The 15,184-nt window shown below is 58.2% G+C and carries 13 protein-coding genes and 1 pseudogene; 1 reads left to right on the top strand and 13 read right to left on the bottom strand.

What is annotated here, in order from left to right; translation table 11 throughout:
* Positions 1–173 precede the first annotated feature (173 nt).
* Positions 174–749, top strand: coding sequence for a GspH/FimT family pseudopilin (locus CLH61_RS15355; protein ID WP_099615773.1), 576 nt, complete (start codon positions 174–176; stop codon positions 747–749).
* Between the two features lie 34 nt (positions 750–783).
* On the opposite strand, the gene CLH61_RS15360 is transcribed toward CLH61_RS15355, so the two are convergent.
* The 13 genes and pseudogenes from CLH61_RS15360 to murJ form a co-directional block, all read right to left on the bottom strand.
* Positions 784–1,221 carry a type IV pilin protein gene (locus tag CLH61_RS15360; RefSeq protein WP_099615651.1) on the bottom strand — a complete coding sequence of 146 codons (438 nt, stop codon included), beginning with the start codon at positions 1,219–1,221 and terminating at the stop codon, positions 784–786.
* Positions 1,222–1,227: 6 nt separating this feature from the next.
* Positions 1,228–4,845, bottom strand: a complete 3,618-nt coding sequence (locus tag CLH61_RS15365; RefSeq protein ID WP_170003761.1) for a pilus assembly protein — start codon at positions 4,843–4,845, stop codon at positions 1,228–1,230.
* Positions 4,846–4,867: 22 nt separating this feature from the next.
* Positions 4,868–5,437, bottom strand: coding sequence for a pilus assembly PilX family protein (locus CLH61_RS15370; protein WP_099615653.1), 570 nt, complete (start codon positions 5,435–5,437; stop codon positions 4,868–4,870).
* Positions 5,427–6,533: a PilW family protein gene (locus CLH61_RS15375; protein ID WP_099615654.1), complete on the bottom strand. Its 1,107-nt coding sequence runs from the start codon at positions 6,531–6,533 to the stop codon at positions 5,427–5,429. The genes CLH61_RS15370 and CLH61_RS15375 overlap by 11 nt, the downstream gene beginning before the upstream one ends.
* On the bottom strand, positions 6,533–6,982 hold the full coding sequence (pilV, locus tag CLH61_RS15380; RefSeq protein WP_099615655.1) for a type IV pilus modification protein PilV: 450 nt from the start codon (positions 6,980–6,982) through the stop codon (positions 6,533–6,535). Before pilV ends, CLH61_RS15375 begins: the two co-directional genes overlap by 1 nt.
* Positions 6,973–7,371, bottom strand: coding sequence for a GspH/FimT family protein (locus tag CLH61_RS15385; RefSeq protein WP_265734794.1), 399 nt, complete (start codon positions 7,369–7,371; stop codon positions 6,973–6,975). Before CLH61_RS15385 ends, pilV begins: the two co-directional genes overlap by 10 nt.
* Before the next feature lie 3 nt (positions 7,372–7,374).
* Positions 7,375–7,512: pseudogene (locus CLH61_RS18685) on the bottom strand (type IV pilin protein); the annotation flags it as partial.
* A 140-nt stretch (positions 7,513–7,652) separates the two neighbouring features.
* Positions 7,653–8,606, bottom strand: coding sequence for a 4-hydroxy-3-methylbut-2-enyl diphosphate reductase (gene ispH / locus CLH61_RS15390; protein WP_099615657.1), 954 nt, complete (start codon positions 8,604–8,606; stop codon positions 7,653–7,655).
* A gap of 66 nt (positions 8,607–8,672) precedes the next feature.
* Positions 8,673–9,125 carry an FKBP-type peptidyl-prolyl cis-trans isomerase gene (gene fkpB / locus CLH61_RS15395; protein ID WP_099615658.1) on the bottom strand — a complete coding sequence of 151 codons (453 nt, stop codon included), beginning with the start codon at positions 9,123–9,125 and terminating at the stop codon, positions 8,673–8,675.
* A 5-nt stretch (positions 9,126–9,130) separates the two neighbouring features.
* Positions 9,131–9,637, bottom strand: a complete 507-nt coding sequence (gene lspA, locus CLH61_RS15400; protein WP_228152669.1) for a signal peptidase II — start codon at positions 9,635–9,637, stop codon at positions 9,131–9,133.
* Positions 9,638–9,648: 11 nt separating this feature from the next.
* Positions 9,649–12,468 carry an isoleucine--tRNA ligase gene (gene ileS / locus CLH61_RS15405; protein ID WP_099615660.1) on the bottom strand — a complete coding sequence of 940 codons (2,820 nt, stop codon included), beginning with the start codon at positions 12,466–12,468 and terminating at the stop codon, positions 9,649–9,651.
* A gap of 15 nt (positions 12,469–12,483) precedes the next feature.
* The gene (ribF, locus tag CLH61_RS15410; RefSeq protein WP_099615661.1) at positions 12,484–13,455 is read right to left on the bottom strand and encodes a bifunctional riboflavin kinase/FAD synthetase; all 972 of its coding nucleotides are present in this window, start codon (positions 13,453–13,455) and stop codon (positions 12,484–12,486) included.
* 120 nt (positions 13,456–13,575) lie between these two features.
* The gene (gene murJ, locus CLH61_RS15415; RefSeq protein WP_099615662.1) at positions 13,576–15,156 is read right to left on the bottom strand and encodes a murein biosynthesis integral membrane protein MurJ; all 1,581 of its coding nucleotides are present in this window, start codon (positions 15,154–15,156) and stop codon (positions 13,576–13,578) included.
* Between the last annotated feature and the right edge of the window lie 28 nt (positions 15,157–15,184).

The raw sequence follows: 15,184 nt of genomic DNA on the forward strand, positions 1-15,184 counted from the left end.
GGCTTGTACGTGGCATAAACGGACAGATTCGGGCAATTTTTCAACAATTGACAATCCTGAAACATTGCGACGTGCGTCACAAATCTCCAGATACATTCCACAACCAACGGAAGCACTGCTAGTCTTGGCGATTCCCGGGCAGGATGCCCGATCAAGTGCATGGATGACGACAAATGAAGAACCTCCTGAGGCTCAGGCCCACGAGTGGCTTTACACTTGTGGAGCTGCTTATCGTATTGGCAATTGTTGCAATCGTTGCTTCCCAGGTAGTGCCCGCCATGGGCGGCGTAATAGCTAACTCCCGCAAACACTCTGCAATCAGCGACCTGATTACCTTGATCAATCTTGCCCGTAACTCAGCGGTTCAGGAGCAGGGAGCCGTAACACTCTGCCCTCTTGATGCCACGAATAGCTGTATTGCTGACTGGTCTCATCCCATTGCCGTTTTCCGGGACCCGGCACGAACAAAGACCTTGAGTGACCCAAGCCAGTTGATTCGGTTAAGTAGTGGACTTGCAGGGGGCAGGTTAATTGTTAAGTCCGGCAACAGACCCTACTTCCGCTTCCGGCCAACCGGTATGGCATTGGAGGCAATTGGCAATCTGGTCTGGTGCCCGCCAGACAATGACGTAACACGGGCTGCGCAGATCCGGATCAATATGGGAGGACGGCCCCAGTTAGCCCGGGATACGAACGGTGACGGGATTGTTGAGGACGCCTACGGGCAAGCGATTTCCTGCGGAAAATAAGCAAAAACGCCCCGAAATCGGGGCGTTTTTTCGTTTACTGCCAGTTTATTCGTTGACCATTCGACAACAGGACAATTGTACCCAAGCCCTGTCCGTTTTTGGGGCGAGCTTCCAGGCGATAGGAGTTTGCTGCGGTATTCGCCTTTGTAGGGTCCGCCACGTCAACGATCACCAGGTCATAAAACTTGGTGTTGCCATCAATAGGCGCTTCATCCGGAAAAACACCTCCAGCACCGAGAGTCGCACCGAGATAGGTGTTGTTCTGGGTGTAATACCGTTCCAGCGCATTGGCAGCGGACATCAATGCTCCCTGAGCGTCCGTTGCCCGGGTTCGCTCTATGTAACGGTTGTAGCTGGGAAGAGCGATTGCCGCGATGATTCCGATGATAGCAACGACAATCATCAGCTCAATCAGCGTAAAGCCCCTTTCGCGGCCTTGGCGGCCTGGTATCCGGCTCATACTTCGAGTCATCCTGCATTACTCCTGATAGATTTCACGCCAGCCCGACCGACCCAGCGTCTTACCGCCACCCAATGCAATCTTCCCCTGATCCACTTCACCATCCGATGCCTGACGATAAAGGTTATCACCCAACAGGTTCATGTTCAGAATCAGAGCGTCGCCATAGCGCACACCCGCGACCAGGCCGTCCGTACTATTCACTGAACCGTCATTATTTACATCAAAGACAGCTCTGTCAGGGGTCGTGCCATCGAAGCGCACCGCCATTGTCCAGCTGGAACCACCACTTTCACACAGCCCCTGCTTGGGGGTAATGGTGTTGAACAACACGTATTCGCCCCGCACCAGAGGGCTTGAGATAACCCGCTCACCCAGCGGCTCGCCTGTTACGGCAGAATCGAAGTCCATGACCCAGCCGTGGGCAGTATCTGCGGTCCAGTCGATGCTTTCCCCGGACACTGTGCGGATCTCAAAACCCTGGTCTGTTGTCTGGGTAATGGTGCGAGGTTCAAGTTCAGACCGAAGCACGGTCGTTCCCGTATCCCAAACGCCGTAGAAGCTCTGCGTTGCTGTACTGGTGGGGTCCGTGTCGGAAAGATACTGCCCTGTGCCAAAAAACACAAAGAGATTGGCACCCGCTCCCGCAGTGTTATACAGGTTTCGCCCCATTACCGGCGCGGACGTAATTGGCTGCCGGTTGCCAGACGCATCGGTCGCGACAAAGAACGGCACAGGTGTAGCATTATTGCCATTGCCATCGGCATAGACCGTCCCCCAGTTTGCACTGCCGCCGGTCATATCAATGGCCCAGAGGTTACCTTGCAAGTCCCCCGCATAGACCCGGTCAATGATGCCGTCGCGCACCATCACGCCATCCTCATCCATGAAATCGACAGCCCGCAGGGGCGACAAACCTCCGGTATCCGCCAAATCAACAAATATCACTTCGCCCGAATCCCAGCCATCCTGGCCAGCCTCAATGTCCAGTACGAAGAGTCCGGTTTCGCCAGTATCCGAGTTATAGCCACTGGAGATCAGGGCACTCCAGCGATAGTCACTGTTACCCCACTTCACCATACCAACGACCGGCGCCTCAAGGTTGTATCCCAAGCGACTGTCAGCGAACTCCCACAACACCAGATCAGCCGCAGCCGCATCGGTGTTGGCAAACTGGGAAGGGTCGGTCACATCCAGGGCAAATACACCTCGACCACCAGCCCGCATGCCTCCCACCAATACCGTTTTCCACTCAGGATCCAGCCCGGCAGCGGAACCTATGAAGACATCCGAAACTGCCGGCGTAAGGTCGACATAGAAGCGATGCTCATACAGCGGGTCGGTAAGGTACTTCAGCCCCTCATTACTTAAACTTGAATAAACACCGGAGGGGATATAGGCCAACAGCTCTTCCCCGGTGTTGGCGTTAAATCCGTGCAACATGCCATCGTTGGCTCCGGCATACACAATCGGCGTCCTCTCGGACTGATTCTGCTTGAAGCCCGAGTACCGTCCGGTGTTGGTATATGTACCGTCACCCGTCAAAGTGTCCGGCACGCCAAAGGGATCCCGATCGGGCCAACCACTGGCAGGTTTTCCCGCATATATTGGCGAGGAGTTGACCACATCACCAAGTACGGTGGATCTGGTGCGGAAAATGGAACCTTCGTTACTCCGGTCCCCGCGCAAATACGCGAGGCGAGCCAGACCAAGACTGTCGGTTCCATTCAGATCGAGTTGCTGATCCGCACTGAGATTATCCCAGTTGAAAAGCACGCCATCGATAACATCACTGGCAACGGCGGGCACACCCGTGACAATAAACCGACTGGATGGCGCTTGCGTGTTCAACACATCAGCCGCATCCCAAACAATCTCGCCGATGCCGCCGGTTACTGTGTTCAACGCCCGAGCCGCAACCGACCCACTCCAGTCCCCGCTGTTGAACGAAGCGGTGTAGACATTACTGCCTTCTTCCAGGGTCGCAGTGTTGAAGGTTACGTTGGTCGCACTTCCGGTGGTCTTGATAATATCCCGCAACGCTGCGGACATGGACTTACGTAAATCCGCAATGTTTGTCGCGTTATAGAATTCGCCACGACCATTGACCGCAGCATGGTAGAGGTCGTCGATCTGGTTCGCGTCTGCAGCGTTGTAGTCAACCAACGACCAGTCGGGGTACGTCGCCCAGTCAGGATAGCCGTCATAAGCATCCGCAACCGTGTCATAACCCTGACCGGCAATATGGGCACCCTTGGAACCAAAGCCGATGGTAAAGGTATTCATGTGCAGATTGACATTACAGTCGGCCGAGGGATCGTAACTTGGATCGGTGGTTTCAACCGGGATATCGGTGTAGGGCGAGTATCCAGGGTCTCCCTCTTTCTTGAAGCAAGCTTCCCCAAGGGGCACTTGCCCGGCCGCCAACGAAGCGTCCGTCGATCTCAACTGCCGCTTGTAATAGGTCATAGCGACGTCGGCAAGGGTATCCGAAGCCTCATCTGCGTATGGCTTGCCTTCCGTGCCATCCGCATTGTTAACCGTCCCGGCGATAAACTCGTTATTGAATCCGTCGGTAAATAGAAGCGTGTAATTCCTTTGACACTCAGCTTCAATAACATTGGTATTGCTGTCAAATTGCTCGCCCGCGTGCTGCAGGGCCTTCCTTAACGGAGTCCCTCCGCCCGTCCAGGTTGAATTGAAATGGTTGTACGAATCCGACAGGAAAGCGCCCCCCTGAGTATCCAGATCCATCATCGCCAGTTCATCCAGCTGATTGATCCAGAAAATATCCAGGTTCATGCCGGATAAACCACGCAACGCCTCACCAATTGCCGCACGGGTCGTGTGGTGCAGGCGCCGATAATACGAGAACCAGTTCGCGAAGTTCTGCATTTCGGGCGTCCCGGCTGTAATTTCCACTTCCTGCAGGCAGGCATTATCCGGCCCAAACCCGTCAATACCATCCGGGAAATTAAAGGTTCCTGGCTGATCCACCCACTCCTTATAGGCGCCGTCGGTGCCGCAGGATTTGCTTACACCGCTTTGCGAGTAGTTACCCTCGGTTAAACGGACATAGTAGGTTGCAGGATAGAACGTGTTGCCGGCGGTATCTTTGGTATCGGAGGTCAAATCCAGCTTCAGGCTACCGGCTAGCGTCGGCTCGTAGGGTGCGGCTGTCGGACTTACATCACCATAGGTTTCGTCAACAGATGCGTCTTTCCAAGGCGTATAAAGGTCGCCGGGATCAAAATAAGCCGCATTATAATCTGGCGAACGGAGATACTTGAACCGGTTAATGAACGGCAGTTGGCCTCCACGTCCTGTGGTTGTCAGCCAACCGCCCCCGAAATCGGGTGAGGCGCCACTGTTGAACAGATATCGAGCCTTATACGAGATATCCTTGCAGTTCGCGCCATCATTGTCACAAACGGTCTGGAAAAACGGCTCAGTGAAAGTGGTGACCACTTCATAATCCATGCTCCCCGAATCATCTACCGCAAAGACAATATTCGGCTTGGCATTACCGTCAACAAATAACGGCCGGTCCGAGATTGAAACGTTACTGTAACCGGCTGCAGGCAACACAAGCCCCAGCCCTGCGACAACATGAGCCAGCTTTTTCAGTTTATTCATAAATTTATCCTCCGGGCTGGCGTCAGAAGTCGCGCCGGTAATATTCTTCAAGCATCCGCTCACTGTCCCCGGTTGCACCGGTTCCGCGAGCCACAATTCGAAACGCTTTTGCCACCGCCGCACCCGTTTCATGGGTGTAGTTGGTTACATTCACGTCTGCGGCCTGGTTACCCACACTGACCGACGCGTCACCAACATATTCCACGATGTAACGCGGTGCCTCCGGAAACAGAGTACTGCCATTAACCGTTGGAACCGTCACGGCAACCGATAATGTGTTATCGGACCACAAATTGTCGTCAAACAGGGACGTCCCCCTCGGAGCGGTTCCCGACTCATAGAAGCCCGGCAGGTTACCCAGGTTGGCGGGACTTGCCAGGCTATCAATCGCCTGCTCGGCCTCACGTAGCGCCAGTTCCGCGCCTTCCATAGCCATGTAGCCCTCACGCTGGGCTTGCACCATACGTTCCTGCATTGCGGTATTCTGCATGCTGGAAATTGCCAGCAGAGTCAGGACCAGAAGAATCAGGAGACTGGTCAGCAATACCGCGCCACGCTGGCGATTCATCGAAATTCCGCAATCAGCTTTCATTCTGCTCCACCTTCAGAACCCGGTTACGAATGGTTGAAGTAGCGGTATAGACCCGGTAAAGGTGCCGTGAGTCAGCATCGATTTGTGTCGCAACGTTGAAGTTCGGGCCACCACTGCAATCACTCCAGGACGGATAGCAAACCGCCATGGCCGCATCAGCTACCCGGTCCTGGGGCGAACGAACCAGCATCGAGATCTGCACGGCCACCACCTCAGACGCTGCGGCCGACGACAGTGCTGTTGTGCTGTTGATATCAACCCACTGGGAGGCCTCACCGGTGGTTAGGCCAGGATCAATACCAACCCTCATCTGGAAATCCCACACGCCATCCATGATTTCTACCGGGGCCTTCAATCCGTCCTTTCGATACAGTGCACGGCGGCCGTCAACAATATCGAGGTAATATTGGTAAAAATAGGGTTTAAAAATCTGGGCGTCACCGTCATATTGCTTGGAAAGGCAGTTGGCGGCATCTCCCGGGCAATTGTTATCGACTACCACAAGCACGCCATCGCGGGTCTTGGCGTTGCCTGGCTCCTGCTTGTTACCGCCGTTATGCTGAATCTTGTTTGAGGTAGTCGGCTCAGCCGTAACCTGAAAGATATCACCGGCGATGCAGTCACTGATCAGCAGAATGTCTCCTTCATGAATTCCCTCCGTCGTGTTCACATCGAGGTTTGCGGAGGAATTGGGCATCTCATCTTCAATCGAGACATCACCCGCCCCCCCAACGCCTCGGAGAACCATCACGTCGGTACCTGCAATACCGACCGTCCCATCACTCTGATAGGCCTGGAAGCCATCTTCGAATTCATGAAGGTCGGTACTGTAGCCGGTACCCGTCGGGTCAAGCTTGTTGCCGACATTGTCCCGGGGAATACAACCCCAGTAATCGGCATTGCGGACGGCGCGATTCAGGAACTCGACCGTCATCCGTCCGGTTTCCTGCACGCGCATGTTGGCTTCTGCCACTGTGAAACTGCGCTGGTTGCCACTGAAAATCTGAACCAGACCGGCGGTGAGAATGAGCCCAAGGGTAATGGCCACCATAAGCTCTATGATTGAGAGGCCTGTTTGCCTGATGATTCCCCTCATTATCGTAACCTCACAAACAATGTATAACTTTGAGCCGCAGCGTCGTTGTAGAGATCCCGCTCAGCCCAGCTGATGGTAATTTCTGCAGTCGTCAGGTTGGCATTGGTTGTTACATCAACCGCCGTTGTTGCTGTGGGGATATCAGTGACAACTGCAGTGTGCCAACTGGCAAGATCATCCGCGCAGTTATTACAGGTGGCAGCTGCCGCTTTTTCATAATCCGCGAAATGACCTGGCTCTGCCCTCATCCGCTCGGAAAGGTCGTAGGCATACATGGTGACCAGTGATCGGATATTGGAGTTTGCCGTCTGCTTGAGCGACAGCGCCTGAACGCCAGCCACGCCCAATAGCCCAATTGCGAGGATAATCAGTGCCACCAGCACTTCGATCATGGTGAAGCCTTGCTGTTTTCTGTTCCGCCCCACCCGAGATGAACCCATCACGTACATGTTATGTCCTCCGCACGAATCCTGCCGCCAGCGGTTATTGTGACTTCGCGACCGCGCTCGCCACTGCGATCGTCGCAGATAGTCAGGGTTGGCGTGGTTGACGAGAATCCGCCTCCGGTAAACGCAACGTTGGCGGTTGCCGTCAATGTCACGGCGCCCGGTACTGCACTGGTCTGACGAAGAATTTCAGTGGCCTGGCGGGCACCGTCATCGTTTTCATCAACCCAGGCCACCGCGCCGGACGTCCAGTCAGCGCCGCTGACCGGCGAGACCCGCACAATCCGCCCCCGCTTCACCGCCTCGGCACGCGCATAGTTGAGTACACCCACGACATCATTCGAGGACGAAGCGATCCGGCCGTTGGCGATAATGGTGCTGAATGATGGCACGGCGAATGACGCAACAATTGCGACCAACGCCAAAACAACCATTAACTCAATCAACGTAAACCCCGAACTCCGGACCTTTTTATGCAGTTCACACAGTTCACGCAGCTCACGCATTGCAGATATTTCGGATATTCCAGACATAGTCCACTTCCATTCTGACGTATCGGAAGATTAAACAACGTCCATCAAGGGGGCTACTGTCTGTCGATAAACGGTTTTTTTGCGGGGATGAGCGGTAAGTCGGGACGGGAGGACGTGATGCGGGTCACAAGCGGCCGAGGTCAGGAGACCTCGACCGTATTGATGCGAAGCTCGCGGGGCATGGAGAAGACGATGTTCTCCTCACGGCCGGCGATTTCCTGGGGGGCGTCACCACCGAGTTCCTGCAGGCGGCGGATGACTTCGTTCACCAGCACTTCCGGGGCGGATGCGCCGGCGGTGACGCCGACCGCCTTGCAGCCTTCCAGCCATTGCGGGTCGATCTGCGAAGCCTCGTCAATCAGGTAAGCCGGGGTGCCCATGCGCTCGGCCAGCTCCCGCAGGCGGTTGGAGTTGGAGCTGTTCGGCGAGCCCACCACCAGCATCAGGTCGCAGTCTCCGGCCAGCTGCTTGACGGCATCCTGGCGGTTCTGGGTGGCGTAGCAGATGTCGTCCTTGCGGGGGCCCTGGATCTCGGGGAAGCGGGCCCGCAGGGCATCGATGACCCGGGCGGTGTCGTCCATCGACAGCGTGGTCTGGGTCACAAAGGACAGCCGGGCCGGATCTTTCACCACCAGCCGGGCCACGTCGTCTTCATTTTCCACCAGGTAGATATCACCACCGTTACTGTGGTCGTACTGTCCCATAGTGCCTTCCACTTCCGGGTGGCCGTGGTGACCGATCAGGATGCACTCGTGGCCGTCACGGCTGTAGCGCATCACTTCCATGTGGACCTTGGTCACCAGCGGGCAAGTGGCATCAAACACTTTCAGGCCACGGCGCGCCGCTTCGTTCTGTACGGCCTGGGAAACGCCGTGGGCGCTGAAGATCACCAGCTTGTCGTCCGGCACTTCGTCCAGTTCGTCCACGAAGATGGCGCCGCGGTTACGCAGGTTGTCCACCACAAATTTGTTATGGACGACTTCGTGACGCACGTAGATGGGGGCACCGAACACATCCAGTGCCCGGTTTACAATCTCGATGGCCCGGTCAACGCCGGCACAGAAGCCGCGGGGGTTGGCGAGTCGGATCTGCATGGTGATGTCCCGATGGTTCAGTCCGGGGCCGCCAGCAGGCCGCCACCGGTCAGTGGTCGTGGGTGATCAGTGGGCCGGACCTGCCGGCTCCACATCGATGATTTCCACTTCAAAGGTCAGTGTACGCCCCGCCAGCGGATGGTTGAAGTCCACCTCAACTTCATCGCCCTCGACACGGCGAACCACCCCGGGCAGCTCCTGCTGGCGCGCGTCCGCGAAGGAGATCATGACGCCTGGCTCCAGCACCATGTCCGCACTGAACTCGTGACGCTTGAAGGTCTGCACGTTGTTCGGGTTGTGCTGGCCAAAGCCCTTCTCCGGTGGCACTTCAAAGCTGTTGCGCTGACCGGCGGTCATGCCCATCAGGTACGCCTCGAAGTTTTCCGGCAGGTTGTCGTCACCGATTTCCAGGGTCGCCGGCTCCTTCTCGAAGGTAGAGTCGATCACCTCACCGTCGGAAAACTTGAGGGCAAAGTGCAGGGTTACCCGGGTCCCTTTATCTACAGGCAGTTCGTTCATCAGCGTTACTTACTCCCGTCCGCCGCCTCGTCAGAGGGTTTGCGGAACATATCGAGAATCATCATGCCGGCACCCACGGTAATCGCGATGTCGGCCACATTGAAGGCGGGGAAGTGCCAGTCCTGCCAGTAAAAATGCAGGAAATCCACCACATAGCCGTGAACCACCCGGTCATACACGTTACCGAGAGCCCCGCCCAGAATCAGTACGATGGCAATGGCGGTCCAGGTTTCACTGCGCTTCAGGGAGCGCAGCCAGTACACCAGCACCACACTGACCACCAGCGCCAGGGTGACGAAGAACCAGCGCTGCCAGCCATCAGCCCCCGCCAGGAAGCTGAATGCGGCGCCGGTATTGTGTAGCAGCGTGAGGTTGAACATCGGCACCACCGGTACCGGGTTGGCGTAGGTCAGCAAGGCGGTGGCCAGGGCCTTGGTGCCCAGGTCCACCACGATGACCAGAACGGCGAGCCACAGCCACTTCAGCTTGGACCCGGTATCTTCATCCGTCATAACCGCTTCCATCAGGCAAACGAGCGGGCTTCACCCTGCCCGTCCACGTTGGTCACGCAGCGGCCACACAGGTCGCTGTGCAGGGCGTTCTGGCCAACATCCTCGCGGTGGTGCCAGCAGCGCTCGCACTTGGCGTGGCTGGTCGGCGTTACCTTCACCAGCAGACCTTCGAAGGAGGTCTGTTCGGCGCCATCGGCTTCCGCGACCGGCTTGACGGTGGCTTCCGAGGTAATCAGTACGAAACGCAGCTCCTCGCCCAGATGCTTGAGCTTGCCCGCCAGTTCGCCCTCGCAGTACAGGGTCACCTCGGCACTCAGCGAGCCTTTGATCTCACCGCGGGCGCGGGCCTCTTCCAGGCACTTGTTGACGGCTTCTTTCACGCCGTAGATTTCGCGCCAGTAGTCACGACCCAACTCGGCGTCTTCCGGCAACGCCGTCAGACCTTCGTACCAGGTCTCATAGAATACCGTTTCGCCCCGCTTGCCCGGCAGGTGTTGCCAGATTTCATCGGCGGTAAAGCTGAGGATCGGAGCAACCCAGCGCACCAGGGCTTCGGCGACATGGTAGAGCGCGGTCTGGCAGGAGCGCCGCGGCAAGCTGTCCGCCTGGGTGGTGTACTGACGGTCCTTGATGATATCGAGGTAGAAGCCGCCCAGGGTGGCTTCGCAGAAGTTGTACACCTTCTGATAGATCCGCAGGAAGGCGTAGTTCTGGTAATCCTCGTTGAGCTCGTTCTGCAGTTGCAGGGCGCGGTCTACCATCCAGCGATCAAGGGCAATCATGTCCTCCGGCGCCACCATGTGCTGCTCCGGCTCGAACCCGGTGAGGTTACTGAGCAGGAAACGGGCGGTGTTACGGATCCGGCGGTAGCCGTCGGCGGTCTGGCGCAGGATATCCTTGGATACGGTCATCTCGCCACTGTAGTCCGTCGCGGAAACCCACAGTCGCAGAATATCGGCACCCAGCTCGTTCATCACCTCCTGGGGCGCAATCACGTTGCCCAGGGACTTGGACATCTTGCGGCCGTTGCCGTCCACTGTGAAACCGTGGGTCAGCACCTGGCGGTATGGCGCCACGCCGTTCATCGCGATGGAGGTCTTCAGGGATGACTGGAACCAGCCGCGATGCTGGTCGGAACCTTCCAGGTACATGTCGGCCGGGAACTGGCCCAGCTCGTCGCGTACACGCAACACGGAGTCGTGGGTTACCCCGGAATCAAACCACACGTCCAGGGTGTCCAGCACTTTTTCGTAGTGCTCGGCATCGTCGCCGATCAGCTCGGCAGTGTCGATCTCATACCAAGCATCAATGCCACCAGTTTCCACCGCCCGGGCGACTTTCTCGATGATGCCCTGGGTGTCCGGGTGCAGCTCCTGGGTTTCCTTGTGAATCAGCAAGGTGATCGGCACACCCCAGGTACGCTGACGGGAGATACACCAGTCCGGAGACTGCTGGAACATCGCCTCGATGCGATTCTGGCCCCAGGCCGGCACCCAGCGCACGCCCTTGATGGCCTCCAGGGCATCGGCACGCAGGTTGAGTTTGTCCATGCTGATGAACCACTGCGGGGTGGCCCGATAGATCAGCGGAGTCTTGGTTCGCCAGCAGTGGGGGTAGCTGTGGCGGAACTTTTCAGCGCGGACCAGCTTGCCTTCCCGCTCCAGTGCCGCGCACACCGGCTCATCTGCCTTGTAGACATGGACGCCGGCAAACTCGCCGGCGGCACTGGTGTAGGTGCCGTCCGCCTGCACCAGGTTGATGGTGCCGATGCCGTAGGCGCGGCCCACCTCAAAGTCTTCCATACCGTGATCAGGGGCAGTGTGAACCGCGCCGGTACCGGCGTCGGTGGACACATGGTCACCGAGAATCACCGGTACCTGCTTGTCGTAGATCGGGTGGTGTAGCGGCAGCCTTTCCAGTGACGCGCCGGAAACCGTGGCCAGCACCTCGTACTGTGTCACACCCCAGCGGGCCATGATGCCGTCGACCATCTCAGCGGCCAGGATGAGCCGCTCCGCGCCCTGGCCGGCATCCACCTGCACCAGGGCATAGTCCAGATCCGCCCCCAGGGATACCGCCTGGTTGGCCGGAATGGTCCAGGGGGTGGTGGTCCAGATCACCACCGATACATCGCCCTCTCCCTGATCGGTGCCGAACAGGTTCAGGGCCTTGTCCTGGTCAACCACGGTGAAGCGCACGTCAATCTGGGTAGAGGTCTTGTCCTGGTATTCCACCTCGGCCTCAGCCAGGGCGGACTGCCCCACCACGCTCCAGTAAACCGGCTTGTAACCCCGCACCAGGTGCCCCTTGGCAACAATCTTGCCGAGTGCCCGAACGATGCCCGCCTCTACCTTCGGATCCATGGTGAGGTACGGCTTGTCCCAGTCCCCCATTACCCCGAGACGGATAAAGTCGGCCTTCTGACCGGCGATCTGCCTGGTGGCGTAGTCACGGCAGGCCTGGCGGAACGTCTTGTAGTCGACCTTTACCCCGGCCTTGCCGATTTCCTGCTCGACCTTGTGTTCGATGGGCAATCCGTGACAGTCCCAGCCGGGCACATAGGGGGCGTCATACCCCATGAAGCTGCGGGACTTGACGATCATGTCCTTGAGGATCTTGTTGACCGCGTGACCGATGTGAATGCTGCCGTTGGCGTAGGGAGGGCCATCGTGAAGGATGAACTTGTCGCGGCCGTCACGCTGCTTGCGCAGGTTGCCGTAGACATCCATATCCTGCCAGCGCTGGAGCATTTCCGGCTCGCGCTTGGCCAGGTTACCGCGCATGGGGAAGGCGGTTTCAGGCAGATTCAGAGTGTGCTTGTAGTCGCTCATATGCTCGTTCGTCGGTCAGTGTTTGGTGGCTACGGAGCCATGTTCAGCAATCCATCCGCGGGCATTCTCGAAATCCCGGGCGATCTGGTGTTTCAGGGCCGTCACAGACTCGAAACGGATCTCATCCCGCAGCCCGTGCCGAAATACTACATCTATATGCTGGCCATAGAGTTTGCCAGTAAAGTCGAACAGGTGCACTTCCAGGGCCGGCTGCTTGCCGTCCACCGTCGGCCGCAGGCCAATGTTGGCAACACCGTCGAGCTCCCGGCCATCGGCCAGCGTCGCGCTGACCACATACACCCCCTGCAGCGCCGGCATCTGGCGCAACAGGATATTGGCGGTTGGCGCACCGAGCTCCCGGCCCAGCTGGCGACCATAGACCACCCGGCCACGAATACGGTACGGATGACCCAGCAAGGCTTCGGCTTGCTCGAGATGATTCACGTCGAGCAGCCCGCGAATCCGGGTACTGCTTACCCGCTCACCGGCTACCGTCACGGTGCGGGTATTCTCCACGGTGAAACCGCAGTCCGGGCCCACCTTCTCCAGCAGGGCAAATTCGCCGGCCCGGTCGCACCCGAAGCGGAAATCATCGCCGACCACCAGATGACGGACCTTCAGCCCCTTGACCAGAATGTCCTCCACAAACCCCATCGCGGAATAACTGCGGAAGCGCTCGTTAAAACGCAGGCAAAGCACCATATCGATACCGGCAGCAAGCAGGGCTTCAAATTTCTGGCGAAAGGCGGTCAGCCGCGGTGGCGCTTCGGCACCCCGGAAAAACTCCTGCGGCTGGGGCTCAAAAATCATCACCACCGAAGGCACACCCAGCTCCCGGGCCTTGCCGGTCACCTGGCGGATGATGGCCTGATGGCCGAGATGAACCCCATCAAAGTTACCAATGGTGGCAACACACCCGCTGGCGAGGGGTGAATCGTTACGTTGAGACAGTATGTTCAGGTTGGTCAGACCCCGGATCAGACGCATGCAATGCGAACCTTTTTTGCCAGCGTTGCTTTCAGCGTATTCCGCCGCTGTGTCGTTGCGGCCGCAGCATCCTGGATCGCTGCTGGAGGATACACTGGTGAGAAAACGCGCGATTATAACCTACCTCTGGCGGAAATGTCTTACCCGGACGCCCGCGAGGGCCAGCGCGACGAAGTAACCACCGACCCCGGCTGCCACCAGCAGGGCCATGTCTGCCGACCGTTGCAGGCCGCCGGCAGTCAGCCACTGGCCAACGGGAGGTTGCAGATAAAGGATGATCGCCACCAGGGTTGCATTCGCAAACACCAGCTGCGCCAAAAATCGCGGCCAGCCGCTCTGACTCTGCCAGGCGCCTTCTTTACGTAGGCCACGCCACAACAGCCAGGCGTTCAGCCAGGCCGATAACGAGGTCGCCAGCGCCAGCCCGGCGTGGGCCAGCGGGAAGATCAGCGCCAGGTTAAAGACCATGTTGGCTATCATCGCGATAATGCCGATCTTTACCGGAGTTGAGGTATCCTCACGGGCGAAGAAGCCCGGTGCCAGCACCTTGATCAGCATGAACGCCAGCAGACCCGCCGAGTACGCCCGCAGACTCTGGGCCGACATGGCAACGTCCCGGTCTGTCACCTCGCCGTAATGGAACAGGGTTGCAATCAGCGGCTCTGCCAGCAACCCCAGCGCAATAGCCGCCGGCACCCCGATCAGCAGCACCGCCCTGACGGCCCAGTCCAGGGTTGCCGCGAACTGGTCTGCGGACGCTGCCGCATGTTTGCGGGACAGGCTGGGCAGAATCACTGTGGCAATGGCAATACCGAAGACGCCAAGTGGCAACTCCGACAACCGGTCGGAATAATACAGCCATGACACGCTGCCGGTTTGCAGAAACGATGCCAGCACGGTATCCAGCAACAGGTTGATCTGGCTTACCGAGACGCCAAACAACGCCGGCACCATCAGCTTGAGGATGCGGCGCACCCCCTCGTGGCGATAATCCACCCGCGGTCGCGGCAACAGCCCCAGGCGCATAAGGAACGGTAACTGGAAGAACAGCTGCAGGGCACCGGCAATAAACACCCCCCAGGCAAGCGCCATGACCGGCGTGTCCATCAGCGGTGTAAGGAAAATCGCCGCACCGATCATCGCCAGGTTAAGCAGCACCGGGGTAAATGCCGGAATTGCGAACCGGTCATAACTGTTGAGAATGCCGCCGGCAAAGGCGGTCAGGGAAATCAGCAGCAGATACGGAAAGGTAATCCGCAGCATATCGCTGGCCAGCGCAAACTTGAGGTCATCCCCCAGGAAGCCCGGCGCAAACACCGCCGTCAGCAAGGGAGCTCCCAGCATGGCCACCAGGGTAACGCCCAGCAGCACCAGCCCCAGCGACCCGGCAACCGCATTGACCAGGCCGCGGACCTCGTCCACGGATTGCTGTTCCCGGTACGACGACAGCACCGGCACGAAAGCCTGGGAGAAGGCACCTTCGGCAAACAACCGGCGCAGGAAGTTGGGTATCTTGAACGCGACAAAGAAGGCATCGGCACCGGCACCCGCGCCGAAATAACGGGCGATGACCATGTCCCGGACCAGCCCCAGCACCCGCGACAACATGGTCATGACCCCGACCACACCGGACGACCTGAGGAGGCCTGGCGCCTTGGGAAGTTCGCTGTTTCCGCTGGTTTTTTCCGGTTCCGCTGACATGCCTGGCCTGGTCGGTTATTCGGGTGGC

The sequence above is a fragment of the Marinobacter profundi genome (assembly GCF_002744715.1).
Taxonomy (GTDB): Bacteria; Pseudomonadota; Gammaproteobacteria; order Pseudomonadales; family Oleiphilaceae; genus Marinobacter; species Marinobacter profundi.

Bases quoted from the DNA above. Each gene is read 5' to 3' on its own strand.
- CLH61_RS15355 (WP_099615773.1), top strand. From the start codon at position 174: ATGAAGAACCTCCTGAGGCTCAGGCCCACGAGTGGCTTTACACTTGTG.
- CLH61_RS15360 (WP_099615651.1), bottom strand. From the start codon at position 1,221: ATGACTCGAAGTATGAGCCGGATACCAGGCCGCCAAGGCCGCGAAAGG.
- CLH61_RS15365 (WP_170003761.1), bottom strand. From the start codon at position 4,845: ATGAATAAACTGAAAAAGCTGGCTCATGTTGTCGCAGGGCTGGGGCTT.
- CLH61_RS15370 (WP_099615653.1), bottom strand. From the start codon at position 5,437: ATGAAAGCTGATTGCGGAATTTCGATGAATCGCCAGCGTGGCGCGGTA.
- CLH61_RS15375 (WP_099615654.1), bottom strand. From the start codon at position 6,533: ATGAGGGGAATCATCAGGCAAACAGGCCTCTCAATCATAGAGCTTATG.
- pilV (WP_099615655.1), bottom strand. From the start codon at position 6,982: ATGTACGTGATGGGTTCATCTCGGGTGGGGCGGAACAGAAAACAGCAA.
- ispH (WP_099615657.1), bottom strand. From the start codon at position 8,606: ATGCAGATCCGACTCGCCAACCCCCGCGGCTTCTGTGCCGGCGTTGAC.
- fkpB (WP_099615658.1), bottom strand. From the start codon at position 9,125: ATGAACGAACTGCCTGTAGATAAAGGGACCCGGGTAACCCTGCACTTT.
- lspA (WP_228152669.1), bottom strand. From the start codon at position 9,637: ATGACGGATGAAGATACCGGGTCCAAGCTGAAGTGGCTGTGGCTCGCC.
- ileS (WP_099615660.1), bottom strand. From the start codon at position 12,468: ATGAGCGACTACAAGCACACTCTGAATCTGCCTGAAACCGCCTTCCCC.
- ribF (WP_099615661.1), bottom strand. From the start codon at position 13,455: ATGCGTCTGATCCGGGGTCTGACCAACCTGAACATACTGTCTCAACGT.
- murJ (WP_099615662.1), bottom strand. From the start codon at position 15,156: ATGTCAGCGGAACCGGAAAAAACCAGCGGAAACAGCGAACTTCCCAAG.